This window comes from Lysinibacillus sp. JNUCC-52 (genome assembly GCF_015999545.1).
Taxonomy (GTDB): domain Bacteria; phylum Bacillota; class Bacilli; order Bacillales_A; family Planococcaceae; genus Lysinibacillus.
On record NZ_CP065546.1, the window covers coordinates 4419966 to 4442073 of the forward strand.

At 35.9% G+C, this 22108-nt stretch carries 29 protein-coding genes and 1 other annotated feature; of the genes, 22 read left to right on the forward strand and 7 right to left on the reverse strand.

Translation table 11 applies throughout. The annotated features are described in order from the left end of the window. Positions 1 to 100: 100 nt before the first annotated feature. The gene (locus JNUCC52_RS21840; protein WP_217270153.1) at positions 101 to 295 is read right to left on the reverse strand and encodes a hypothetical protein; all 195 of its coding nucleotides are present in this window, start codon (positions 293 to 295) and stop codon (positions 101 to 103) included. Positions 296 to 527: 232 nt separating this feature from the next. Between JNUCC52_RS21840 and JNUCC52_RS21845 the strand changes: the two genes are divergently transcribed. The 9 genes from JNUCC52_RS21845 to JNUCC52_RS21885 all read left to right on the forward strand — a co-directional run bounded on the left by JNUCC52_RS21845 (position 528) and on the right by JNUCC52_RS21885 (position 9680). Continuing rightward, positions 528 to 1505, forward strand: coding sequence for a PstS family phosphate ABC transporter substrate-binding protein (locus JNUCC52_RS21845; protein WP_172772013.1), 978 nt, complete (start codon positions 528 to 530; stop codon positions 1503 to 1505). Positions 1506 to 1569: 64 nt separating this feature from the next. Further along, positions 1570 to 2517: a phosphate ABC transporter permease subunit PstC gene (pstC, locus tag JNUCC52_RS21850; RefSeq protein ID WP_172772012.1), complete on the forward strand. Its 948-nt coding sequence runs from the start codon at positions 1570 to 1572 to the stop codon at positions 2515 to 2517. 1 nt (position 2518) lies between these two features. Beyond that, positions 2519 to 3397 carry a phosphate ABC transporter permease PstA gene (gene pstA, locus JNUCC52_RS21855; RefSeq protein WP_172772011.1) on the forward strand — a complete coding sequence of 293 codons (879 nt, stop codon included), beginning with the start codon at positions 2519 to 2521 and terminating at the stop codon, positions 3395 to 3397. A gap of 12 nt (positions 3398 to 3409) precedes the next feature. Then, positions 3410 to 4243 carry a phosphate ABC transporter ATP-binding protein PstB gene (pstB, locus tag JNUCC52_RS21860; RefSeq protein ID WP_172772010.1) on the forward strand — a complete coding sequence of 278 codons (834 nt, stop codon included), beginning with the start codon at positions 3410 to 3412 and terminating at the stop codon, positions 4241 to 4243. 18 nt (positions 4244 to 4261) lie between these two features. After that, positions 4262 to 4921 carry a phosphate signaling complex protein PhoU gene (gene phoU, locus JNUCC52_RS21865; RefSeq protein WP_172772009.1) on the forward strand — a complete coding sequence of 220 codons (660 nt, stop codon included), beginning with the start codon at positions 4262 to 4264 and terminating at the stop codon, positions 4919 to 4921. Between the two features lie 413 nt (positions 4922 to 5334). Further along, positions 5335 to 6207, forward strand: a complete 873-nt coding sequence (locus tag JNUCC52_RS21870) for a vWA domain-containing protein (RefSeq protein WP_172772008.1) — start codon at positions 5335 to 5337, stop codon at positions 6205 to 6207. A gap of 115 nt (positions 6208 to 6322) precedes the next feature. Next, on the forward strand, positions 6323 to 7378 hold the full coding sequence (locus tag JNUCC52_RS21875; protein WP_172772007.1) for a mechanosensitive ion channel family protein: 1056 nt from the start codon (positions 6323 to 6325) through the stop codon (positions 7376 to 7378). 57 nt (positions 7379 to 7435) lie between these two features. Next, positions 7436 to 7647 (forward strand) — a binding site (T-box leader). Positions 7648 to 7716: 69 nt separating this feature from the next. Beyond that, a complete protein-coding gene (gene trpE, locus JNUCC52_RS21880) occupies positions 7717 to 9102 on the forward strand; it encodes an anthranilate synthase component I (RefSeq protein WP_337980809.1) in 1386 nt (461 codons plus the stop codon). Continuing rightward, positions 9099 to 9680, forward strand: coding sequence for an anthranilate synthase component II (locus JNUCC52_RS21885; RefSeq protein ID WP_337980810.1), 582 nt, complete (start codon positions 9099 to 9101; stop codon positions 9678 to 9680). The genes trpE and JNUCC52_RS21885 overlap by 4 nt, the downstream gene beginning before the upstream one ends. 123 nt (positions 9681 to 9803) lie before the next feature. Here JNUCC52_RS21885 and JNUCC52_RS21890 read toward each other — a convergent pair whose 3' ends face one another. Beyond that, positions 9804 to 10307 carry a hypothetical protein gene (locus JNUCC52_RS21890; RefSeq protein WP_337980811.1) on the reverse strand — a complete coding sequence of 168 codons (504 nt, stop codon included), beginning with the start codon at positions 10305 to 10307 and terminating at the stop codon, positions 9804 to 9806. Positions 10308 to 10309: 2 nt separating this feature from the next. Continuing rightward, a complete protein-coding gene (locus tag JNUCC52_RS21895; RefSeq protein ID WP_228134114.1) occupies positions 10310 to 10762 on the reverse strand; it encodes a hypothetical protein in 453 nt (150 codons plus the stop codon). Positions 10763 to 10920: 158 nt separating this feature from the next. Between JNUCC52_RS21895 and rpmG the strand changes: the two genes are divergently transcribed. The 4 genes from rpmG to JNUCC52_RS21915 all read left to right on the forward strand — a co-directional run bounded on the left by rpmG (position 10921) and on the right by JNUCC52_RS21915 (position 14116). After that, positions 10921 to 11070, forward strand: coding sequence for a 50S ribosomal protein L33 (gene rpmG / locus JNUCC52_RS21900; RefSeq protein WP_008408521.1), 150 nt, complete (start codon positions 10921 to 10923; stop codon positions 11068 to 11070). A gap of 65 nt (positions 11071 to 11135) precedes the next feature. Beyond that, positions 11136 to 11720 (forward strand): 5-formyltetrahydrofolate cyclo-ligase, encoded by a 585-nt coding sequence (locus JNUCC52_RS21905; protein ID WP_337980812.1) that lies wholly within the window; start codon positions 11136 to 11138, stop codon positions 11718 to 11720. Next, the gene (locus JNUCC52_RS21910; protein WP_172772002.1) at positions 11721 to 11930 is read left to right on the forward strand and encodes a YqgQ family protein; all 210 of its coding nucleotides are present in this window, start codon (positions 11721 to 11723) and stop codon (positions 11928 to 11930) included. A gap of 290 nt (positions 11931 to 12220) precedes the next feature. Continuing rightward, a complete protein-coding gene (locus tag JNUCC52_RS21915) occupies positions 12221 to 14116 on the forward strand; it encodes an LTA synthase family protein (protein WP_337980813.1) in 1896 nt (631 codons plus the stop codon). A gap of 307 nt (positions 14117 to 14423) precedes the next feature. On the opposite strand, the gene JNUCC52_RS21920 is transcribed toward JNUCC52_RS21915, so the two are convergent. Continuing rightward, positions 14424 to 14960, reverse strand: coding sequence for a TlpA family protein disulfide reductase (locus JNUCC52_RS21920; protein ID WP_337980814.1), 537 nt, complete (start codon positions 14958 to 14960; stop codon positions 14424 to 14426). Between the two features lie 193 nt (positions 14961 to 15153). Further along, the gene (locus JNUCC52_RS21925; protein ID WP_172771999.1) at positions 15154 to 15333 is read right to left on the reverse strand and encodes a DUF2759 domain-containing protein; all 180 of its coding nucleotides are present in this window, start codon (positions 15331 to 15333) and stop codon (positions 15154 to 15156) included. Positions 15334 to 15501: 168 nt separating this feature from the next. On the opposite strand from JNUCC52_RS21925, the gene JNUCC52_RS21930 reads away from it, so the two are divergent. Further along, a complete protein-coding gene (locus JNUCC52_RS21930; RefSeq protein ID WP_337980815.1) occupies positions 15502 to 16146 on the forward strand; it encodes an MBL fold metallo-hydrolase in 645 nt (214 codons plus the stop codon). Positions 16147 to 16259: 113 nt separating this feature from the next. Here the strand turns inward: JNUCC52_RS21930 and JNUCC52_RS21935 are convergent, their stop codons facing one another. Beyond that, entirely contained in the window at positions 16260 to 16502 is a 243-nt protein-coding gene (locus JNUCC52_RS21935; protein WP_024361272.1) for a DUF2626 family protein, read from the reverse strand. 118 nt (positions 16503 to 16620) lie between these two features. Then, positions 16621 to 17331 (reverse strand): helix-turn-helix transcriptional regulator, encoded by a 711-nt coding sequence (locus tag JNUCC52_RS21940; protein ID WP_337980816.1) that lies wholly within the window; start codon positions 17329 to 17331, stop codon positions 16621 to 16623. A 325-nt stretch (positions 17332 to 17656) separates the two neighbouring features. Between JNUCC52_RS21940 and comGA the strand changes: the two genes are divergently transcribed. The 8 genes from comGA to JNUCC52_RS21980 are packed head-to-tail and all read left to right on the forward strand — an operon-like array spanning position 17657 to position 21972. Further along, positions 17657 to 18679 carry a competence type IV pilus ATPase ComGA gene (gene comGA, locus JNUCC52_RS21945; RefSeq protein WP_172771996.1) on the forward strand — a complete coding sequence of 341 codons (1023 nt, stop codon included), beginning with the start codon at positions 17657 to 17659 and terminating at the stop codon, positions 18677 to 18679. Further along, positions 18654 to 19733 (forward strand): competence type IV pilus assembly protein ComGB, encoded by a 1080-nt coding sequence (comGB, locus tag JNUCC52_RS21950; RefSeq protein ID WP_172771995.1) that lies wholly within the window; start codon positions 18654 to 18656, stop codon positions 19731 to 19733. The genes comGA and comGB overlap by 26 nt, the downstream gene beginning before the upstream one ends. A 14-nt stretch (positions 19734 to 19747) precedes the next feature. After that, the gene (gene comGC, locus JNUCC52_RS21955; protein WP_172771994.1) at positions 19748 to 20089 is read left to right on the forward strand and encodes a competence type IV pilus major pilin ComGC; all 342 of its coding nucleotides are present in this window, start codon (positions 19748 to 19750) and stop codon (positions 20087 to 20089) included. Then, a complete protein-coding gene (gene comGD, locus JNUCC52_RS21960) occupies positions 20086 to 20526 on the forward strand; it encodes a competence type IV pilus minor pilin ComGD (protein ID WP_337980817.1) in 441 nt (146 codons plus the stop codon). Before comGC ends, comGD begins: the two co-directional genes overlap by 4 nt. After that, positions 20523 to 20837, forward strand: a complete 315-nt coding sequence (locus JNUCC52_RS21965) for a hypothetical protein (protein WP_172771992.1) — start codon at positions 20523 to 20525, stop codon at positions 20835 to 20837. The genes comGD and JNUCC52_RS21965 overlap by 4 nt, the downstream gene beginning before the upstream one ends. Then, positions 20834 to 21259 carry a competence type IV pilus minor pilin ComGF gene (comGF, locus tag JNUCC52_RS21970; protein ID WP_172771991.1) on the forward strand — a complete coding sequence of 142 codons (426 nt, stop codon included), beginning with the start codon at positions 20834 to 20836 and terminating at the stop codon, positions 21257 to 21259. The genes JNUCC52_RS21965 and comGF overlap by 4 nt, the downstream gene beginning before the upstream one ends. Further along, the gene (locus JNUCC52_RS21975) at positions 21237 to 21437 is read left to right on the forward strand and encodes a hypothetical protein (RefSeq protein WP_337980818.1); all 201 of its coding nucleotides are present in this window, start codon (positions 21237 to 21239) and stop codon (positions 21435 to 21437) included. The genes comGF and JNUCC52_RS21975 overlap by 23 nt, the downstream gene beginning before the upstream one ends. A gap of 16 nt (positions 21438 to 21453) precedes the next feature. Then, a complete protein-coding gene (locus JNUCC52_RS21980; RefSeq protein WP_172771989.1) occupies positions 21454 to 21972 on the forward strand; it encodes a shikimate kinase in 519 nt (172 codons plus the stop codon). Positions 21973 to 22108 lie beyond the last annotated feature (136 nt).

Consider the following 22108-nt stretch of genomic DNA (forward strand, 5'->3'; position numbering starts at 1 on the left):
TTCTATCGGCGATTCTGTCTAGGTAAGCGGCGATTCTTGGGCATTTATCGGCGATTTCTACATATCTATCGGCGATTACTAGACCCCTATCGGCGATTTACTAGACAGAAAGTTGTTGAATTGCTAATTCAAACTGTTGCTTCGGTTTTTTTCCATACAGCTCTATATTATTAAAGAAATAAGATGACATCATAAAATCAATAGCCTCCTGTAAAGACAACTCTCGATGGTCCATGATAAGTGTTAAATATGTTTTAAAGTAATCGGCATTTTGTACTTTTGCATGATTAATCACAAAGTCAAACTCCTCTTATAGTATTTCTTGACACAAATGTTTATTATAGCATGTTCCCGAAAGGAAGCAAGTATTAAAGCGATTGTAAATGCTTCTTTACAATCGTTTACAAACCATTACATTCCTTTACGTGTCTTTTACGAACGATTTATACGAATTCAACAATAAGTCATTATAGTAAAGATTGTAAGGCAAACAACAAATAAAAAAGTTAGTGACGGAGGCAAATGAGATGAAAAAGTGGAAGTACTTAACGATGACAGCGGTAATGGGTTCAGCATTAATGCTAGGTGCATGTAGTGGAGACAACTCAGCGCAAAATGGTAACAATGCAGAAACGAATGCACCAGCGAACTCAGGACAAGAAGCTGCTGACGAAAAACTGCAAGGTTCAGTTGCTGGAGATGGTTCATCAACAGTGGCACCAATCATTGAAGCAGTTGTTGAAGAGTATGCAGGTGCACAACCGGATGTCAAAGTATCGGTAGGTGTTTCTGGTACTGGTGGCGGCTTTGAAAAATTCATCGCAGGTGAAACAGACTTTTCAAATGCATCTCGTTTTATAAAAACTGAAGAGAAAGAAAAACTAGAGCAAGCAGGAATTGCTTACACTGAGTTAGCTTTAGCATATGATGGTTTATCTATAGTGGTGAACCCTGAAAACGATTGGGCAAAGGATTTAACGATAGATCAATTAAAGAAAATTTGGACTGAAGATGGCACAGAGAAAAAATGGTCAGATATCGATCCATCTTGGCCAGCAGAGAAAATCGTATTCTATTCACCAGGTACTGACTCTGGTACGTATGACTACTTTGATGAAGTAGTTTTAGATGGTGCTGATCTAGTAAGTGCTGCAACATTATCAGAGGATGATAATATGCTAGTCCAAGGTGTTGCTGGAGACAAAAACGCAATTGGCTTCTTCGGTTTCGCTTACTACCTAGAAAATAAAGATAAATTAAACATTGTGAAAGTAAATGGTATTGAACCAACACATGACACAATTGAAGCAGGCGAATATACGCCACTTTCACGTCCATTATTCACATATGTGAAGAACAGTGCTATTAAAGATAATGCTGCAGCATATGATTTCATCAAATTCACACTTGAAAATGCAGGGGATATGGCAGAGGCTGTAGGTTATGTTAGTCTACCTGACGAAAAATATGCTGAAGGCTTAAAAACTTTAGAAGGTTTAAAATAAGCAGACATGCATAGAGGGAAAGAGATGTATACTCTTTCCCTTGCTTAATGGAAAGGAGTACCCAATGGTTTCTCATAAAGAAAATAAGACATCATCTGTGCAACAATTAATTGCAAATTCGCGCAATCAAAAAACTAAGAAAATAGTGGAAAAAGCCATGCCAGCTTTATTATTTTCTGCAGCGCTTATCTCGATTTTGACGACATTTGGCATTGTTTTCACCCTTATTTTTGAAACGTTTGAGTTCTTTAAACGTGTTTCGATTACGGATTTTCTATTTGGTACACAGTGGCTACCGTTTTCTGGGAAGGAGCCTTTATTTGGGATATTACCACTTATCGCAGGGACACTGAAAGTTACATTCATTGCAGTTGCCGTAGCTGTACCATTTGGGATTGCTTCAGCAATATATTTGAGTGAATATGCAAGCGAAAAAATAAGACGTACGGTTAAACCGATATTAGAAGTGCTAGCAGGTGTGCCAACAATTGTCTATGGTTTCTTTGCATTGACGTTTGTCACGCCTTTGCTACAAGAAATCATCCCGCAACTTAAGCTGTTTAATGCACTTAGTCCAGGGATTGTAGTGGGCATAATGATTTTGCCAATGATTACTTCACTATCTGAGGATGCGATGTCATCTGTACCTAACAGTATGCGTGAAGGGGCTTTAGCCCTAGGTGCAACGAAGTTTGAAGTTGCTATAAAAGTAGTGTTACCAGCAGCTTTATCGGGGATTATAGCATCAGTAGTACTCGCTATTTCCCGGGCAATAGGGGAGACGATGATTGTATCACTTGCTGGTGGATCAACTCCGAAATTTAATCTTGATGTTACAGATTCCATCCAAACAATGACAGCCTATATTGTACAAGTATCAACAGGTGATGCAGGCTATGGCACGACAATTTATTACTCGATTTATTCAGTTGGATTCACTTTATTTATCTTTACTTTAATGATGAATCTACTTGCTCATTATATTTCGAAACGCTTCAGGGAGGTTTACTAGCATGCGCTATATCGATGATACAGTCGTCAAGAAACGTATGACAAAGCGTATTACATTCAATAAAGTGTGGAAGTTCTTATTTTTCTTGGCAACTACATTTGCTCTTGTGATGCTAGCTATTTTGCTCTACCGTATAGTGACGCAAGGAATAGGCTATTTAAACTTTGATTTTTTAACAAACTTTGCTTCTCGTTTCGCGAATAAGGCGGGCATTAAAGCAGCATTAGTTGGCTCGCTCTGGTTGATGGCGGTTGTAGCTCCAGTATCAATCATTCTAGGTGTAGGAACAGCAATTTATTTAGAAGAATATGCAAAGAAAAATAAACTAAACGATTTTATTCGTATGAATATCTCAAACTTAGCAGGTGTACCTTCCATTGTTTTTGGTTTACTTGGCTTAACAATTTTTGTTCGTATGATGGGACTTGGAAAAAGTATTTTAGCTGCAGGTTTAACAATGAGTTTGTTAATTTTACCTGTAATTATCGTGGCAGCACAGGAAGCAATTCGTGCAGTACCGAATGAACAACGAGAAGCATCTTACGGTATGGGTGCGACAAAATGGCAAACAATTTTACGTGTCGTATTGCCAGCAGCTATACCAGGAATTTTAACAGGTAGTATTTTAGCGTTATCTCGTGCGATTGGTGAAACAGCTCCATTAGTAGTAATTGGGATTCCTGTAATTCTACAGTTTTTACCTAATGATCTATTAAGTCAGTTTACTGCATTACCAATGCAAATTTACGATTGGGCAAAACGTCCGCAAGAGGCATTTCAATATGTAGCAGCAGCGGGAATTTTAGTGCTGATGATTATGCTGTTATTAATGAATTCCATTGCCATCTTTATTCGAAATAAATTCCAAAAACGTTATTAATGAGGTGACCGTATGATACTAGATTATAAAGAGGAAAAAACAGTTGTTAAATCGATTAATATAAATGTAAAGCCTAGCGCTGAAGTTGCGAAAAAAGTAGTTTATGATACGCATAACTTAAATTTATGGTACGGAGATCATCATGGTTTAAAAGATATCAATTTAAGTATTTATGAAAATGAGGTAACAGCAATTATTGGCCCATCAGGTTGCGGGAAGTCAACTTATTTAAAAACGTTGAATAGAATGGTAGAGCTTGTACCATCTGTCCGTACTTCTGGCGAAATTTTGTATCGTGAGCGAAATATTTTAGATAAAAGCTATACGGTAGAGGAATTGCGTACTCGCGTAGGAATGGTTTTCCAAAAGCCTAACCCCTTCCCAAAATCGATCTATGATAATATTGCTTATGGCCCTCGTATCCATGGTATAAAAAACAAAAAGATACTTGATGAAATTGTTGAGAAGTCTTTGCGTGGTGCAGCGATTTGGGATGAAGTAAAAGATCGTTTAAATCAAAATGCCTACGGTTTATCAGGTGGACAGCAACAGCGTATTTGTATCGCGCGCTGTTTAGCGATAGAGCCAGATGTTATTTTAATGGATGAGCCGACATCTGCACTTGATCCGATTTCTACATTAAAGGTAGAAGAGCTTGTTCAAGAGCTTAAAAAAGATTATTCAATCATTATCGTTACCCATAACATGCAACAAGCGGCTCGGATTTCAGACCGTACAGCATTTTTCCTTAGCGGCGAAGTCATTGAATATGACAAAACAGATGTCATTTTCCAAACACCAGCTGATCAACGTACAGAAGATTATATTTCAGGACGCTTCGGCTAAGCATAGGGGGAACGGTAGATGGCAGTACGTGAACGCTTTGAGCAAGAGCTTAAAGAAATACAAGAACAATTTGTAGAAATTGCAACAAGTAGTATTAATGCGTTAAAAACTTCATTTGAAGCATTACAAGAGCAAAATTTAGAGAAATCGTTAAAAATTTTAGAAGATGATTTAATTATTAATCGTCTAGAAGAAGAAATTAATGATCGAGTTATTTTGATGATTGCTAAGCAACAGCCCGTTGCGACAGATTTACGTCGTCTTATGGTGCTTGTAAAAGCGGCATCAGATATGGAAAGAGTGGGCGATTATGCGGTAAATATCGCTAAAGAGACAATACGTATTGGCAAGGAGCCACTAGTCTTTCCAACAACCAATTTACAAACAATGTGTAATAAAACAGTAGAAATGCTAGAGAGTATTATTATAGCATTTAAGGACGAAGATACAGTTCGAGCAAAAGAAATTGCTGAGTTGGACGATTACGTAGATGATCTATACGGAGCGACCGTTACATTATTGCTTCGTGCAGGAGCAGAAAACCCAGCGCATATTTCGCAAATAACACATTTAACGTTTGTTTGTCGCTATCTTGAACGCTCAGCAGATCATGCAACCAATATTGCTGAACATTTATTTTACTTAATTAAAGGTAAACATTATGAATTGAATAATTAAAAGATGGCTGCAAATTGTGGTCCTATAGATTATAGCAAACTCGAAAGACTTCGAATTTGCTATAGTCTTTTTTGTTTGAGTGCCTGTCACTCTTATGTTGTTCGGTAGATGTAAGAGGAGCCTTTGCTAACACCTGAAAATTTTCGTCATGAATCAAATTGTTTGAGTGCCTGTCACTCTTATGTTGTTCGGTAGATGTAAGAGGAGCCGTTACTAACACCTGAATTTTCGTCATAAATCAAATTGTTTGAGTGCCTGTCACTCTTGGTGGTTTTTTGCATTAAATAATGGAATTGCAACATTGCACTATAGGGATGCGTCAAATACTGGAGTGTTATTGTATTGTCAAAAAAATAATTTGGTTATACTATAGACATTATCCAAAAAAATAGGTGCGTAGGAGGTGCTGCTGCATGAAAGACAGTGTAGAATCACTTATTAAGAAATTTGGTCTAGAAATTTCAATAGAACAACGTAAATACTTAAGTTTTCTATATGAAAATTTACATCTAGAAGAGTTAAGTGATAAGGAACAACATTTTTTTATTGACTATTTTTACAAGAGTGAGACACTACGAAATATGGCAGCATTTGCACTTGAGCTAGCAGATGTCACGCAGGAGATTCGTGAAAACGTTCCAACAATTGAACAGGCAGAGCAGCTAGCGAATGGGAAAGAACAACGGTTGTATTATGAACAAAAGTGGCAAGAAGCTAGACGACAAAAACTAAAGCAGCAAACAACAAAAAGTGGAAATGTTTTATATGTTCCATTTGTTGATTACAAAGAAGAACAAGGCCCAATGATTATTTGTCTTGAACAAACATCTGGGATGGCAAGATATTCAGAGTTATGCAAAAGTATGATTTTGTCTTTATTTATGACTGCACATCAGGAACAACGCGATTTATATATCGTGCCTTACGATTGTCAAATTCATGTCCATTATCGCTTTGAAAATGGACATTTAAATCTATCTGATTTTAAAGATTTTATTGAATATAAGGCAAAAGGGGAAGCGGCAATTTTGCCTGTTCTACAGTTTGTGAAAGGTTTGCTGCAAGAAAATCAACAATGTGCAGAAACAGATGTCCTTATTTTTACGGAAGGTAATCCTGTTGATGGGCAATATTTATTAGGGAAGCGTGCAAAGACGATTATCGAGGAAATGAAGCAACGTTATCATGCTGAATTTTCGGTTATTGCAATGAATGAACAACGTTTTAATGAGCATCATTTTTGGTTTGCGAACAAGGCTATTTTTGCAGACGATGCGATACAATAAAATGTACAGCTGACCAGAAAGATTTTGGTCGGCTTATTTTTACTGAACGACCACATAGTTTATTAACAGTAAAAAATTTATAAAAATGTACATAGGTAAGTAAAAGGAGAATTACATGGATTCAATGAAATGGTTATTACCGAACTTGACTGCGCCAACATGGATGGACATTACAATTGCAGTTGCGTTTTGTGTGTTTGGTTGGTTATTCCAGCATTTTGTACTGAAGAAGATAATTACGAGTAGTGTATCGTTTTTAAAAAAGAGACAACGTAATTTTCAAGCGACTGTGCTTTCACAATTTAATAACGCAATCCGCTATGCGTTTATGTCTGCAGTAGTTGTCCTTAGTTTATCAAATTTACTCAAAATATTTTTATTTACACATTTTGCAACAAAAAATTTCGTATTATCAATCATGGTGTTTTTTGCATTTAAAGGCGTATACGATGTCCTTCATTATTATACGAAGCAACCACTGCAGTTAAATAACGATGAAGAGCAAAATGTTCTTCTGCCTTTTTTCCTTCGTATCGGTAAAGTGCTCGTCATGATATTGGCCATGTTTACTATTGCTTCATTTTGGGACTTTAATATTAATGGCTTCTTAACAGGGATTGGCCTAACAGGAGTAGCAATTGCTTTTGGTATACGTGATACGTTGGCACATGTCTTTGGTGGGATGTCAGTGGCACTCGACAATCCTTTCCAAATTGGCGACTGGATTGCGACAGAGGATCAAAAAATAGAAGGCACAATTGAAGATATAAACCTTCGCAGTACGCTTATTCAAACAGGCGATAAAGGGCTTGTATATGTTCCAAACTCTTATTTAGTGAATCGTCCAATTTATAATTTATCGAAACGAGAAAAACGAAAATGTGAACTGTTTTTATATGTTGCGGCAGAAAATGAAGAGGAACAATTGCGCAGTGCATTAAGTACAATTCATCAGCAAATTTATTTGCATGCAAATACTGAAAAAGAAATGATTCATGTTTATATTGATGAGTTTCACCAAACATCATATCGTGTTCTTGTTCGCTTCTTTGTTGCAACAAATGATACGGCAGTTATGCTAAGTGTCCGACAGGATGTTTTATTTGCTATCCGTCAGGTTGTAAGTGAGTATGACATTGTTCTTGCTGAGGAAACCGACGATAATTGTTGATGATATGGTAAAATATAATTTGAATTGTTTGATACTTTACATTACAATGTAAACTAGCAATCAGCTTAGATGAAGAGTAGTAACTATTATGATTTGTTCTAGAGAGCTAGCGGTTGGTGGAAGCTAGTACAAAGAAATAGTGAATGGACTTCGGAGCTCTAATTCAGAAAAGAGTAGTATGGATTAGCGTTTGCCTACGTTACAAGGCATTGAGAGGGTCTTAGTAGTAAGGCCAATGAAGGTGGCACCACGGCTTTTCCGTCCTTTTGTGATGGAAAGGCCTTTTTATATGGATTTTTGGTGTAGCAGAGCAGAGTAGAGCGAAGGAGAGATTGAGTATGACAGTTGAGCTTAGCAGATTTGCCATGAAAGTATTACAAGGGGACATGATGACGCCCATATCAGTTTATCAAGCCCTTACAGGAAAGCATAAAATGTTATTTGAATCTTCAGCGAAGCATGAGGAAAGTGGCCGTTATTCCTTTATTGCTGTTAACCCAATAGCTGAATTAATTGGGGATCAAAATGGGTATCAATATTCAAAGGGTGGGGAGATTGATCAGTCTAGCGATAATGTGTTGAAAAAATTAAAAGAAGTTATGCCATTCCATCAAGCGGACTATCCATTTGCCTTTTTCGGGGGCGCAATTGGTTATTTTGGTTATGAGACTGCCTTTTATGCAGAGAAAATTGGAACGTATTTACATGATAATTTAGATATGCCAGACGTCCATGTTTTTTTCTATGATACATTTATTGTTTTCGATCATTTAAAACAAGAGATTACATTAGCAGCGATTGATTTATTTAATGAAGGACGTTCACTTGTCACGATGGAAGCTGAACTTGCTGAAATGGAAAATCAACTATGCGCAGGTACTACGTTCGGTTTCATGGAGGTAGATCCATTAGATTTCCAGCCGATGATACCGAAGGAAGTGTTTATTGCAATTGTGGAGCGCGCGAAACAGCATATTGTAAGGGGCGATATTTTTCAAATTGTCTTATCGCAACGTTTTTCTTCCCCGTTTGCAGGCAACCCATTTGCTTTGTATCGTCAGTTAAGAACATCCAATCCATCGCCATATATGTTTTATATGGATTTTGAGGCTTACACTATTTTAGGTACGTCACCAGAGAGTCTTGTAAAGGTTAAAAATCGGAAAGTCACTACTAATCCAATTGCAGGAACAAAGCCCCGTGGTACAACGCAACAGCAGGATGAGGCAATTGCCAAAAGCTTATTAACGGATGAGAAAGAAATTGCTGAGCATCGAATGTTAGTTGATTTAGGGCGGAATGATATTGGGCGAATTTCCAAGGTTGGCACAGTAAAGGTTTCTAAATATATGAACATTGAACGTTATAAGCATGTTATGCATATCGTTTCAGAGGTAGTAGGGGAGCTTCGTGATGAGGTACATGTATTAGACGTCCTCAGTGCATGTTTGCCAGCGGGGACAGTATCTGGAGCACCAAAAATTCGAGCGATGCAGCTAATTAATGAGATGGAACCAGTAAAGCGAGGTGTGTACGCTGGTGCAGTCGGCTATATTTCAGCTACGGGAGATATGGACTTAGCGCTAGCGATTCGTACAATGGTTATAAAGGATGGGCATGCGCATGTGCAGGCAGGTGCAGGGGTCGTTTATGATTCAGTCCCATTATCAGAATATGAAGAAACACTTAATAAAGCTCGTGCGCTACTGGAGGTAAAAAAATGATTTTATTAATCGATAATTACGATTCGTTCACATATAATTTATTTCAGCAAATTAGTATGTTAGGTAAGGAAGTAAGAGTAGTACGGAATGATGACATAACAATTGAAGAAATAAAAGATATGAATCCAGAAGCGATTATTTTATCCCCAGGCCCGGGGACACCGAATGAAGCAGGAATGACAGTGCAAATTGTTCAGGAACTATATAAAAAGTACCCTATTTTAGGGATTTGCTTAGGGCATCAGTCGATAGGGCAAGCATTTGGGGGCTCCGTCGAACTAGCGAAAAATATTATGCACGGTAAACTATCAGCATTAAGCTACGAACAAACAGGCGTATTCGCACAATTAGAAGGTGAAGTGGAAGTGATGCGATACCATTCACTAATTATAGAACCAACTACATTACACGAGGATTTCATTATTACTGCAACTTCTAAAGATGACGGGGAAATAATGGCGATTCAACATAAGCACCACCCACTAGTCGGATTGCAATTCCATCCCGAGTCTATAGGCACTAAAGCAGGTAACAATATCGTGCAAGCCTTTCTAAATCTTTATAGTGCCTGTCACTAAAACAATTCTGATAATTTAAAATGAAAAATCCACTTCGCCTCCTGCGGTTTACAATTTTCCGCAGGAGGCGAAGTGGATTACGAGTGCCAGTCACTCAAACAATTCTGCATTTTGCCAGTCTATTTATTGCTTTTTACGTGTAATTAATTTAGCGATGTCTTCTAATGTCATAGAAGAATTAACTTCATAGGAGCCAATTTGTAAGCTTCGAGCATATTTGGCATTGGCAAGAAGGAGTTCCATTTCAACACTATTTGGAATAATGCCGCCATCCTCTAGCTTTTGAGCTACTATATAAGGCGTTATTCCACTATATATTTGAAGCGTCATTTTTACTGTATCATCAGAAGCAGGTGTACTACTTTCAGCAGGCTCACTCTCGGCATGTCCGTCAGTTGTATTTGCTTCCTTAGTACTTTCAGTTACCGTTTCTTTAGTAGATTGTGCTTTTAATGAAGCTATTTCTTTTGTTGCCTGTTCAAGCTGTTGTTGTAGCTCCTCCACATCCTTATCATTTTTAGAGGCAACTGTAGGCAGACCAATATTAAAATCAAAGCGGTCGGCAACCGATAGTAATGCGCCGACTAAGAAAAGGGCGATCCCAAATGCACGGATAGAGGATTTCATAATCACCGACCTCCGTTTGCAATCACTTGCTGTACTTGCTCTTCTGTTAAATTGGAGCGAATACTAATATCAGCAATTGAAAGGCCTTGTTTGTTCAATTCAAGCACTTGACTGATAATAATATCGTGAATTGGTTTAGGATTGTTAGGTATTGACTCGGATTTTTTTACTTGAGCTGCTTGTTGAACAGCCTGCATTACTTGTTGAACCTTTGGATTATGTAGCGTTGGATTTTTAGTCGCTGGTGACTTAATCTGAAATTCTGGTTCTAGTAATAGCTCTTCTTCTACAATTTTTAGTCGACGCTTTAAATTATTAGTTTCTTGAAAAATTGAGATAGATAATTCTTCGACATCTTGTTCGACTTTTTTCGCACTATTTTTGAAAAAGAACGATAGAACGATTAAAACGATACCGATAATCATAAGTATGATGGATAAATCCAATAGTTTCACCCCATTAAATTATGTAATTATAAGGTATTTTACCACATGCAAACTTATTATGAAATGAAGGTAGATTTTTTTTCAGTTTATGTTATAATAGGTTAGTCGTATAAATCATGCTCAAATTTAAAAATTTTAATTCTTGATATAGAGTGGGAGGGTTAATGATGCGCGTAAACATTACTTTAGCTTGCACAGATTGCGGCGAACGTAACTACATTTCTAAAAAGAACAAGCGTAACAATCCAGAGCGTCTTGAACTTAAAAAATATTGCTCTCGCGAGAAGAAATACACTCTTCACCGTGAAACGAAGTAATCGCTCATTAGGCCAAAACCACATGTGGTTTTGGCTTTCTACATTTTTATAGGAGGTAACTTATCGTGGATAAAACAACGTTACGAAACGAAGTACGTGAAGCGCTTGCGAATATGAGTGCAACAACGTATCGTGATCAGTCATTTGCTGTAGCAAAAAAAGTGCTACAGGAACCATATATAATAGAAGCAAATACGATTGGTATCACTATTTCCAATAAGCCAGAACTAGACACAATTCATTTAATTGAAGCACTTTGGCAATTAGGTAAAAAGGTGGCTGTTCCTAAATGTAACGCAAAAACGAGAGAAATGTCATTTTATGCCATAGAATCGTTTGCACAGCTCGAAACTGTTTATATGCATTTGCGTGAACCAATTCCAACAGAGTGTGAGTTCGTTGACGCAAATGAAATGGATATCATACTCGTTCCAGGTGTTGTTTTTGATATAAAAGGTTACCGAATTGGTTACGGTGGTGGTTATTACGATCGCTATGTATTAAACTATAAAAAAGGTAAATTGATGTCTCTACTTTTTGATGAGCAACTTTATGAACAAGTGCCTATAGAGAATCATGATTGCCCAGTGGATTTTATTTTCACACCGACAAAACGTATTGATTGTGGAGCGCAACGAGGAGCGAAGTAAATGGATAAAATGTTAGATATTTATGAGTTATTAAAGACATATGGTACTTATATTTATACACGGGATCCAATTGGCGATTTGATGTTAATGGAGGATGAAATTCGTGAGCTGTATAAGGCGAATGTTCTGGACATTAAAGATTACCAAATGGCTTTATTGTTAATTCGACAAGAAGTGACAAGACTTCGGGTTGAACAAAATAAACAATAATGTTTTAATTGAGTATAATTTGGGTATCGTAAAAATATTGTAATATGTATGTAAAATTATCCAAAACAGTGGTTTTCCACTGTTTTTATGATTTTTGCGAAACTTTTTACAATCCAGAACGTATATATTAATGTTGAGTGTATAATTGGGTAGTCGTGATGACTTCCAAAAAAATATATCTGTTGATTATCTGTAAAAAAAGGATTAAGATATATTTTGTTTCAGTAATAAATTGTAACAGTTTGATAAATTTTATTATTTTTTTGTAAGGAATAGGGAGGATGTTAGGAATGAAATTAACAAAGTGGCCTAAACATTCATTTATGATACTAGCAATCGTAGCAACTTGGATAAAAACGGTCATTGTTTACCACACAAGCTTTGAGTTGAAGTTAGAAAATGCGATGCAACAATTCATATTGTTTATCAATCCATTAAGTTTTGTACTGTTTATTTATGGATTATCATTATTCTTTAAAACACCTAAAATACGGAATCGTTATATAATTACTATTAGTGTCTTATTATCAATTGTTTTATATGGAAATGTTGCGTTCTATCGATTCTACAATGACTTTATTACATTGCCAGTATTATTCCAAACAAGTAACTTTAGTGATTTAGGAACTTCAGCTGCAGCTATTATCAACCCTTGGGATCTTTTATATTTTGCGGATGTATTTATATTAATTATTGCAAATAAATATTTACCAAGAATGAAAGAAGCAGTAAAAGTAAACGTTGAATTCCGACGTGCATTTTTCGTTTTAGCAATTGCAATGACATTTTTAAACTTAGGTTTAGCAGAAACTGAGCGTCCTCAATTGTTAACACGAAGCTTTGACCGTGAACTTCTTGTAAAAAATATTGGTACGTACAACTATCATTTATATGATATTTATATTCAGTCTAAATCATCTGCACAACGCGCATTAGCGGATGGCAGTGAATTAGTAGAAGTGAACAACTACATTCGTTCTAACCAAGCGGCAAGCGACGAAAATAAGTTTGGCAAATACAAAGATCGTAACTTAATTGTTGTTTCACTTGAATCATTACAAAACTTTGTAATTAATAATGACATGGACGGACACGAAATCACGCCGTTCTTAAATTCTTTAACAAAAGATTCAGATACGTATTATTTCAATAATTTCTACCATCAAACAGGTTTAGGAAAAACATCTGACTCAGAGTTTATTTTAGAAAACTCATTATTCGGTCTTGGTCGTGGTGCAGTATTCTTTACACATGGTGGTAATACGTACAATTCCATGGCAGAGCGCCTTGGGGAAAATGGATACTTTACAAACGTTATGCACCCGAACAATAAATCGTTCTGGAATCGTGACATGATGTATCAATCTTTAAAAATTAATAAATTCTATGATGTAGATTCATATACAGTAGAAGAAGGGCAAGCTGTCAACTGGGGAATGAAGGACATTCCATTCATGGAGCAATCTGCGGCGTTGATGAAAAACATGCCACAACCATTCTACTCTCGTTTGATAACATTAACGAACCACTATCCATTCACTTTGGACCCAGAAGACGTAATGATTCCTGAATACACATCAAACTCAGGCACATTAAATCGTTACTTCCAAACAGTTCGTTATATGGATGAAGCTTTAAAAGACTTCTTCCAAGATTTAAAAGATCAAGGTGTTTACGATAATTCAATTATCGTTATGTACGGTGACCATTACGGTATTTCTGAAAATCATAATAAAGCAATGGCACAATATTTAGGTAAAGATGGCATAACACCATATGATAATGCATTGTTACAAGAAGTACCTTTATTCATCCACATCCCTGGAGATGGGGAAGGAAAAGAAATGGAAGAGGTTTCTGGTCAAATAGATTTACGACCAACAATTTTACATTTACTGGGTATTGAAACATCAAAAGATATGCAGCTTGGTGCAGATTTATTCTCACCAGAGCATGAAGATTTCGTTATTTTCCGTGATGGACGATTCATTACAGATAAATATGTTTATGCTGGTGAAGCATGCTATGACAAAGCAACAGGTGAACAAATTGATGTAGCGCCTTGCCAACCATATGCAGATCGTGCAACAACCGAATTGGAAAACTCCGATGCTATCATCAATGGGGACTTGCTCCGATTCTATGATGAAAAAACAGGTAATTTAAAACAAAATGCAGTGAAGTAAAACAATAAATGGTGTACTAGATTATTTCTAGTACACCATTTTTATGTGCCAGTCACCCAAACAATTCTGAAAATTTACCAATCGAGTAGACTCCTGCGGGAACATACAAAATGTAAGACACAACAAGCCGCGCGACAGCGAGGGTTGTGGCTTACATTTGTACCCGCGGAAAGCGAAGTGGAATTTTACGATTTAGAAAGGTAACACAATGGGAGGAAAACAGCCCAATAAAATAGTAAAATGCACCTAATACTGCTTTGCTAGATGATTTTCACTATGTGTAAGGGCGTACAGGATATTTACTAACTTAAAGATTCGATATTAATTGTTGTAAGTGTTCATGTGTCAGTTGCCCTTTAATTGTATGCTTTAAAACACCTTCCGTATCAATAATAAAGGTTGTAGGGTAGGCCAAAACTTCAAAAGATTTACCAAGTGATCGATCGTTATCTAAAAAAATAGGGAACTTCAAATCATATAATTGCTGAAATTTAATAGCATTTTCACGACTATCATTAGAAGTGGCATTAATCGCTAATAACTCAACATTAGCAGGCTTCTGCTCATAAAAAGTATTGAGGTCTGGCGCTTCTTCCTGACAAGGTCCACACCAAGATGCCCAAAAATTAATAACAAGAATTTTACCTTTATAATCATGGAGTGTCGTCGTTGATTCATCTAAACGAGTTAATGACGTATTAAAGTTAATCGACTTAGAACCGCTTTGTTGATCTACAATCAATTTTGGTGATTCCTCTTTAAATAACTGGTTCTTCACTGTAATGCCTATTAGAGATAAGACTACTAATAATGAAATAACGATAAAAATGTTTTTCCGTTTCATGACAATCTCCTTTATGTATTTGTTAGGAATCAATAATTCATAAATTATTGTTCCATTTCTTCAAAATACTTACTTATATCATAACGTAATTTTTTAAAAGTTACCTCCTAATTTTAAACATTTATTTGTAGGTAATTTACGACATAGAAAAAGAGCAGTCTCACATAGAGACTGCTCTTTTTCTGTCTAAATTTTAGTGTAACGTTGGTGGATATCCGCTATGAATGATTGTCATAATGACGAACCAGCCGAATACTCCAGCACTCGCTAAGTTGAAAACAATACTTAGTAAGTTCTTTTCTTTAATTGCTTGGAATGTACCAACGACAGCAAAAATCGCTACTAGACCAAAAATAACCATTAATAAGTTCATTAAAAAAGACACTCCTTTCGACATCAGAAAATGAATGTCGTAAACAATATTCCTCCTTAATTGTAAACGTTCTACCTGTTTTTGTCGAGGACTATTATAGAGCAAAGTATGAACTTTTATCGTCAAATTGTGGCAAAGAATGTATAATATGAAGTTGAGGTGATAAGTATGATGAACGTACGAAGCTATTCCCTTGGACCAGTCCAAACGAATTGTTATATCGTATCGAATAAAGAGAAAGAATGTTTAATTTTTGATCCAGGAGAAGAAGCTGCAAAAATTATTAAAGCAATTCGCAGTAATGGACTGAAGCCAATAGGCATTTTTCTAACGCATGCCCATTTTGATCATATTGGTGCGGTGGATGAAGTAAGGGAGACTTTTAATATTCCGCTATGGATTCACGAAAAAGAGGTAAGCTGGCTAGGTGACCCGACGAAAAATGGCTCTAGTAAATATGCGGCATTACCAGATTATACAGTAGCAGCTCCTGCTGAGGAACATATTATTAAACAAGAACAGCAATTTGAAATAAGTAATTTCGTTTTTAAGGCAGTATTTACACCTGGACATTCACCTGGTAGTATTTCATATATTTTCGAACAGGATGGATTTGCCATTGTTGGAGATACATTATTTGAGCAAGGAGTAGGACGTACAGATTTACTTGGTGGATCGACTAAACTATTACTTGCATCCATTCATGATAAATTATTATCATTACCCGAGGATACAATTGTTTACCCAGGTCATGGAAATTACACAACAGTTGGTGCAGAAATGGAAACAAATCCATTTTTAAACGGATTTTAATTGTTATCGACATAGATAGGATGCGTGTTTTACAATAGTGTTAAAGTGAAATAAGTATGCATACAAAATAAAAAAAGCGTGTCTCAAAATGTTGAGACACGCGATTTTTTGTATTAATGACCGCCGCCAGGTACGTGTATGAATGTTGTATAGTACGTGAAGCCAGCGAAGAATACAGTTAAATATGCTCCGAAAATGTACATGTACATACGCTCTGAAAGGTTTAAGAAGCCTAATAATAAGAATAAACCTGTATTACCTACGAATAATAGCGATACCTCGTTCATACCACCAAGGTAGAACATAACTGCAAAAATACCTGTCCAGAATGCCATAACTTTATACATATTATCCATGAAGATTTCCCCTCCTTTTGCCCACGACACAATAATCTCTTACTCATTATAAATGATATGAAAGGTGTCTGTAAACTGGAACTTCTGCTTCTTTGTGACAAACAAATGGATTTTTAATTTAGCTATCGATTTCTGTCACGTTAATTTCATATTTGCATAAATCGCAATTATGTACCATACTTTCGATTTGAACAAATTCATTATTAGAAAATAATGCGTTTAATTGCCCTTTCAAATAAGACTCATGTAAAGTACAAACAATCTCAGAATGGGTATTAAGCTGCTCTTGGAACGGGCAGTTAAAAATAGAAAAGATAACTTTTTTTCCATTTTCCGACTGCTGTATTTGTGGAATATAGCCAATTAATGCGGCATTATCTGTTAATAGCTGAAGCTTTTGTTCAAAGGATAGCATATTATTTAATTTTAATTCAGCGTTAACATAATTTTTCATTTGCTGATAACCATCTTGATAACTAATTTCCTGACATTTTGTTAGTGCGGTTGGACCTAATTCTTCCACTAGTTGAATTGTCCATTTTAATAAACGATCTTCGTCACGTCTTGGGAAAGTTAGTGAAACACCTTTTTCAGACGCCTTATAAACACGACCAGGTCTTCCGCCTTTACCAGTTTTTGCGAAATCTGCAGAAATAATATTGATTTCTGATAGCTTTGTTAAGTGAAGGCGAGCAACGTTAGGATGTATGCTAAATTTATCAGCAATATTTTGTACTGTTACAGTTTTTTTCTCCTTCAAAATATACTCGTAAATGGAATATCTTGTTTCATCGGCTAATGTACTAGTAATTTTTAATGGATGGATCATTTACATCACCTCTATTTAATTTTTTGGAAAATTGTAGTTGGTCAAAAGCTAGGAAAAAAATCATGTTGATTCTATTATATTGTATTATTGGAAAAGTTACAGTTTCTTTAGGCATAATTATTATCTTTTTCGCATGTTTTGTTCATATTTTGTGAAAAAATGTATGTTATCCACAACTTTTTTTGAAAAATCTAGATTTCATAGTGAAATGGCTTTCAAGATTTTTTTTTAGGAAAAGGGCTTTTCTCGTAACACAGACACCTTTATACTAGGAAATAACGAATAGAGCGGTCATATTCGAATGAACTAGAAAGAGGGTGTCGATATGCAAACTTTTGAATCTGTTGTAGAACAAAAAAGTGAGCATCTTTTAGTAAAAGCCTATCATTTTGGTGCTTCCGATTTATTACTCATACCGGAAGAAAGTCGATATATCATCTATTTTCGTAAATATGATAAGTTGATACAGGCAGGTGAGCTCCCCAGCGAACTTGCTGAGCGAATCGTGTCCTATTATAAATATTTAGCGGCATTAGATATTAGTGAGCGCCGTAAACCTCAAAGCGGCTCATTTCAAAAAATAGTTGAGCAAAACCATTTTGCTTTTCGAGTTTCTACACTTCCTTCCGCGTATTTAAAAGAAAGCCTTATTATTCGGCTTCTACTTCAAAATCATGCATTTCCACTTACTTCGTTAAGTTATTCCGAATGCGCAGCACAAAAATTAACAAAACTTGTTGAAAATCAACAGGGAATTTTATTATTTTGCGGTGCAACGGGTTCTGGAAAAACTACGTCCCTGTACTCTTTAATTCACCATTGTACATCTGTCCTTCATCGCCATGTAATCTCATTAGAGGATCCAGTTGAGAACAATCAAGTTAATCTTCTCCAAATCCAAGTAAATGAACGAGCAGGTATTACCTATTCCACAGGCTTAAAAGCGATTTTACGTCACTCCCCAGATGTAATTATGATTGGAGAAATTCGCGATCAAGAAACAGCAAAGATTGCAATCGAAGCGGCGTTAACAGGTCATTTGGTACTTTCTACAATCCATGCTAAAGATTCTGTAAGTTGTCTCTATCGGCTCATTGATTTGGGCGTTTCTCAAGAAGAACTTCGTCAAACCGTAATAGGAATTGTCGCTCAAATTCTTATACAAATACAACAACAGCAAGAGGGGCGAAAAGCATTGTTTGAAATATTAAGTGATGACTATCTTGCTAAGGCCATAGATGCCCTTAAGCAAAATTTCGTATATGAATTGCCCTATCTTCTAACACTTGCTGGTCAAAAAGAAGAAATTATGAGGCAAAGCTATGCAAAAGCTCAGCACATTTATTAACAGGCTTACATTGAATTATAAAAGAGCCACAATATGGAGACTAAAGGAACAAGCTCAGTTTATTAGTCGTTTAAGTGTATTAATACAGGAAGGCTATTTGTTTCCACAAGCAGTTTCCATGCTATTGCCACATCACGTAGAAAAGCATGAGGAGGTACAACTGTTTGTAGATGAAGCACTTAGGCAAGGAAAAGGAGTTATAGGTGTATTCGAAATATTACAACTACCGAAGCATTATTTAATAGCTATTGCTATTGCTGAAAATAATGGGCATATGATTGAAGCATTAAAAGTTCTCGCAAATCAAATGGCAATGAGCCAAGAGACAAAGAGAAAATTTATAAAGCTACTTTTGTACCCAATCACACTCACTGTATTTTTGCTTCTATTGTTTTTAGTATTTCGAACAATTTTCTTTCCTAACATAGAAAAAATGGTTTTAAGCCGTAACAATGGAATAGGAGAAGAAACAAGTATTGCTTTCTCAAAACTTTTATTACATGTCCCTGATGGACTTGTAATAGTTGGCATTGTTATGACATGTAGTAGTATTGTTTTTCAACGTTTGCTATTAAGACAGTCGATTGCGCGTAGGCTTTATGTCATATTGAAAATACCTTTTGTTAATCGTTATTTTCGATTAACGATAACAAGACAATTTTCTGCGTATTTAGGAAGCCTGCTTCATAGTGGTTTCTCTCTACAAGCTAGCCTGCAAATTTTAGAAGAGCAACAATTTCAACCATATGTTCAATATTTGGCAAGTCGTATAAAGGAAAGAGTTACATATGGTGATTCGTTAACACAGGCTGTCGTTTTTATAACAGTATGGCAAAATGATTTTTCGACTTTTGTAGAACATGGTGAACAAAGTGGTTATTTAGGAAAAGAGTTAACACTGTATAGTGAATTATTGCTAGAAAAGCAAGAACTTCTTTTACAGAGAATGCTTGCTTTTGTACAACCTTCGTTTTTTGTTTTTATTGCGTTATGTATAGTTGCTGCCTATGTAAGTTTATTATTGCCGATATACCACATGATAGAACTAGTATAGGAGGAGTACCTACAATGAAACTTATTAAACAAGAAGCTGGATTTACACTAATTGAAATGTTAATCGTCTTGTTGATTATTTCAATCCTAATACTAATTTCAATTCCGAATGTATCTAAACATTTTGCGACAATTGATGAAAAGGGCTGCACTGCCTATATAGCTATGGTGCAAGGGCAAGTAGAGGCATATCGAGTAGATTTTATGGAATATCCCACTTTAGAAGATTTGCTATCAAAGGGTTATTTAAAAGAACAGGGAAAGACTTGTCCAAATAAAGAAGAAATCATTATTACCAATAAAGGGGAGGTTCGATTAGCCAAACAACCCTCTTTAACAGAGGCTGATGGTCAATGAACTATCAAAAAAATGAGCGCGGCTATACACTAGTCGAGATATTACTTGTGTTGTTTGTTGTAATGACGTTAACAGCTATTGTGACGAAATTTTCGTTACAAGTAGTAGAAGCAAAAGAAATTGAACGATTTTTTAGCCAAATTCAATTAGATCTTCAATATATACAAACGTACAGTATGCACGAAAAAGAGTATATATTTATGAAATTTGAAGGTTCATCAAATCGTTATAGTATAAAAAAGGACTTTTATACGAATGTTTATATTCGCCCATTTCCGAAGGGGGTTGAATTATTGTCTGATAGGAGTACTGCCCAAACGATACGATTTAATTTTAAAGGGAATGTCATGACACCAGGAACGGTGTATTTTAAAACACCGATGGGGACTAAAAAGGTTGTCATAACTTTAGGTCGAGGGAGAGCAAGAGTTGAATGAATGAAAAAGGCTATTCGTTTGTCGAAACAATCTTATCTGTCTTTATTTTCATGTTACTCTGCACAACTATAATTCCTATTAGCTATACGATGAAAACGAATTTATACAATCAAAAGCTTGAAGTCGCTGCAGCTGAAACAGCCTATGAAGGCTTGAAGCAGTATCAGTTTTTACAGCAAGTCGAAGGGGTAAGGACAATTGACGAGGTGAGCTACCACTGGTTGTTTGATGGACAGGGAATATGTGTAACGTTTCAAAACACGCGAGAGCTGCGTCAAAAGTGTATTCAACAAACAGGTGAAATTCGATGAATGAAAAAGGCTATACATTACTGGAAGCGTTGTTTCAATTAATCGTATTTGTGCTAGTTTGTCATTTATTCCTATTGGTTATCCTTTGGGCTGCTAATATGAAAACAACGATGCTAACAGATGAACAATCAAAGTGGGAGTTGTTTGTTTTCGACATGAATATGCATTTAGCAAATGCTTCGTCAATAACAATTAGGAGAGATCAAAGAAGAATCACTTTGCAAGCGTCAAATACTCTTCATCATTTTGATTGCTATCGCAATATGATTCGAGAACAGGTGAATGGCGGCCATGTACCAATGCTTATTGGAATTAATAAATGTCAGTTCGATCTTAATGATAATGAACTCACAATAGCTGTCGAATTTCCAAGCGGGTTAAAAAAGGAGCGGACCTATTATGTACCAATTTTTGAAAAATGATAGAGGGGCTGTATTTTTAATCGCAATTGCATTATTATTTTTTGTAACTACTTTTGTTCTTGCGTATTGCATGTCTTATGAGATTCAGTTTCGAACATATAATGGACTAGAAAAGATGAATGTTCGAGCTACGATAAATTTATTAGGACAAATTTTGTCAGACAGTGTAGAATCGTAGTAAGAAGGTGATTCGAATGCGAAAAATATATTTAGTTGGCTTTATGGGCTGCGGGAAAAGTGCGTTAGGAAGAAGGTTAAGCTATTTATTAAAGTTACCGTACTATGATATGGATCATGAAATTGTCAGACAGCAGGGAATGACGATTCCACAGATTTTTGAGAAATATGGAGAGGCTCGTTTCCGTGAAATAGAAACGGAATTTTTGAAAAATTTCCGCGACGAGGCATGTATTATCTCTACAGGTGGCGGTGTAGCTGTAAATGGGGAAAATCGGAAAATTATGAAACGCAGTGGACTTGTATTCTTTTTAGATGCGACATTCGAAGATATTTATAAACGAATACAGCATGATCCAAATCGACCAATTGTACAAAGCTCAACAAAGGAACAGCTAGAAGAGCTGTATCATTACAGAAGAAAATTCTATCGTGAAGCAGGACATATTCAAGTTCTTACAGAAGGTAGAACAATTCGACACATTCTCGAGTATTTAGTATTTCAAGTGAAAAGATTGAAAAGCGAACGATGGTAAAAGTAAAAGGTGATAATATTCGTCTTTTAAGTTAATTTAAAAAATGTTTGCCTTTTCAATACAATCAATGTTAGGATATAGACTAATAAGGTAACTTTTTGTACATTGAATACTAAATAGTACCAAGAGTAATCTT

Coding starts and splice junctions, on each gene's coding strand:
- JNUCC52_RS21845 (WP_172772013.1), top strand. CDS start 528: ATGAAAAAGTGGAAGTACTTAACGATGACAGCGGTAATGGGTTCAGCA.
- pstC (WP_172772012.1), top strand. CDS start 1,570: ATGGTTTCTCATAAAGAAAATAAGACATCATCTGTGCAACAATTAATT.
- pstA (WP_172772011.1), top strand. CDS start 2,519: ATGCGCTATATCGATGATACAGTCGTCAAGAAACGTATGACAAAGCGT.
- pstB (WP_172772010.1), top strand. CDS start 3,410: ATGATACTAGATTATAAAGAGGAAAAAACAGTTGTTAAATCGATTAAT.
- phoU (WP_172772009.1), top strand. CDS start 4,262: ATGGCAGTACGTGAACGCTTTGAGCAAGAGCTTAAAGAAATACAAGAA.
- JNUCC52_RS21870 (WP_172772008.1), top strand. CDS start 5,335: ATGAAAGACAGTGTAGAATCACTTATTAAGAAATTTGGTCTAGAAATT.
- JNUCC52_RS21875 (WP_172772007.1), top strand. CDS start 6,323: ATGGATTCAATGAAATGGTTATTACCGAACTTGACTGCGCCAACATGG.
- trpE (WP_337980809.1), top strand. CDS start 7,717: ATGACAGTTGAGCTTAGCAGATTTGCCATGAAAGTATTACAAGGGGAC.
- JNUCC52_RS21885 (WP_337980810.1), top strand. CDS start 9,099: ATGATTTTATTAATCGATAATTACGATTCGTTCACATATAATTTATTT.
- JNUCC52_RS21890 (WP_337980811.1), bottom strand. CDS start 10,307: ATGAAATCCTCTATCCGTGCATTTGGGATCGCCCTTTTCTTAGTCGGC.
- rpmG (WP_008408521.1), top strand. CDS start 10,921: ATGCGCGTAAACATTACTTTAGCTTGCACAGATTGCGGCGAACGTAAC.
- JNUCC52_RS21910 (WP_172772002.1), top strand. CDS start 11,721: ATGGATAAAATGTTAGATATTTATGAGTTATTAAAGACATATGGTACT.
- JNUCC52_RS21915 (WP_337980813.1), top strand. CDS start 12,221: ATGAAATTAACAAAGTGGCCTAAACATTCATTTATGATACTAGCAATC.
- JNUCC52_RS21920 (WP_337980814.1), bottom strand. CDS start 14,960: ATGAAACGGAAAAACATTTTTATCGTTATTTCATTATTAGTAGTCTTA.
- JNUCC52_RS21925 (WP_172771999.1), bottom strand. CDS start 15,333: ATGAACTTATTAATGGTTATTTTTGGTCTAGTAGCGATTTTTGCTGTC.
- JNUCC52_RS21930 (WP_337980815.1), top strand. CDS start 15,502: ATGATGAACGTACGAAGCTATTCCCTTGGACCAGTCCAAACGAATTGT.
- JNUCC52_RS21935 (WP_024361272.1), bottom strand. CDS start 16,502: ATGGATAATATGTATAAAGTTATGGCATTCTGGACAGGTATTTTTGCA.
- JNUCC52_RS21940 (WP_337980816.1), bottom strand. CDS start 17,331: ATGATCCATCCATTAAAAATTACTAGTACATTAGCCGATGAAACAAGA.
- comGA (WP_172771996.1), top strand. CDS start 17,657: ATGCAAACTTTTGAATCTGTTGTAGAACAAAAAAGTGAGCATCTTTTA.
- comGB (WP_172771995.1), top strand. CDS start 18,654: ATGCAAAAGCTCAGCACATTTATTAACAGGCTTACATTGAATTATAAA.
- comGC (WP_172771994.1), top strand. CDS start 19,748: ATGAAACTTATTAAACAAGAAGCTGGATTTACACTAATTGAAATGTTA.
- comGD (WP_337980817.1), top strand. CDS start 20,086: ATGAACTATCAAAAAAATGAGCGCGGCTATACACTAGTCGAGATATTA.
- JNUCC52_RS21965 (WP_172771992.1), top strand. CDS start 20,523: ATGAATGAAAAAGGCTATTCGTTTGTCGAAACAATCTTATCTGTCTTT.
- comGF (WP_172771991.1), top strand. CDS start 20,834: ATGAATGAAAAAGGCTATACATTACTGGAAGCGTTGTTTCAATTAATC.
- JNUCC52_RS21975 (WP_337980818.1), top strand. CDS start 21,237: ATGTACCAATTTTTGAAAAATGATAGAGGGGCTGTATTTTTAATCGCA.
- JNUCC52_RS21980 (WP_172771989.1), top strand. CDS start 21,454: ATGCGAAAAATATATTTAGTTGGCTTTATGGGCTGCGGGAAAAGTGCG.